Source organism: Spectribacter hydrogenoxidans (genome assembly GCF_031846275.1).
In the GTDB taxonomy this organism is placed as follows: Bacteria; Pseudomonadota; Gammaproteobacteria; order Nevskiales; family Salinisphaeraceae; genus Spectribacter; species Spectribacter hydrogenoxidans.
The window spans coordinates 1-535 of record NZ_JAVRIB010000056.1 but is presented as its reverse complement, the minus strand read 5'-3'; the positions used below and the strand labels follow the sequence as shown (position 1 = coordinate 535).

General features: G+C 61.3%; 1 pseudogene. It reads right to left on the bottom strand.

The features are described 5' to 3' along the window. Nucleotides 1-464: pseudogene (locus RM532_RS15855) on the bottom strand (transposase); the annotation flags it as partial. Nucleotides 465-535: the final 71 nt, after the last annotated feature.

The window sequence follows — 535 nt, the reverse complement described above, 5'->3', positions numbered from 1 at the left end:
ACACAGACCAAAGCCCCAGTTGCGCTGGTTGTGGGTCAGCCGGATCAGCCAGTCGGCGATGCGTGCGTTGTCCGCTGACAGCCGGGGCTGATAGCGGTAACAGGTCGGGCTGATCGACAGGGCCGCGCAGGCCAGTCGGATGCTCACGCCCCGGGCGGCGACGATTGTTCGGGCCATCTCGCGCCGCTGAGATGGCCTTACCATTTTCCCTCGATCACCTCCTGGCGAATCTCGGCCTTGAGTCGCTCCTCGGCGTACATCGACTTGAGCCGGCGGTTTTCGCTCTCAAGCTCCTTGAGCCGCTTCATCAGCGCGGCGTCCATACCACCGTACTTGCTGCGCCACTTGTAGAACGTGGCACTGCTCATGCCGTGCTCGCGGCATAGCTCGGGCACCGGCACGCCGTTCTCGGCCTGCTTGAGAATCGCCAGGATCTGGCTGTCGCTGTATCGGGATTTCTTCACACGGAACCTCCTCGGTTCAGACTACGAGAAAATTCCACTTCTAAACAGCGCTGATTTTCGGGGGGATTACC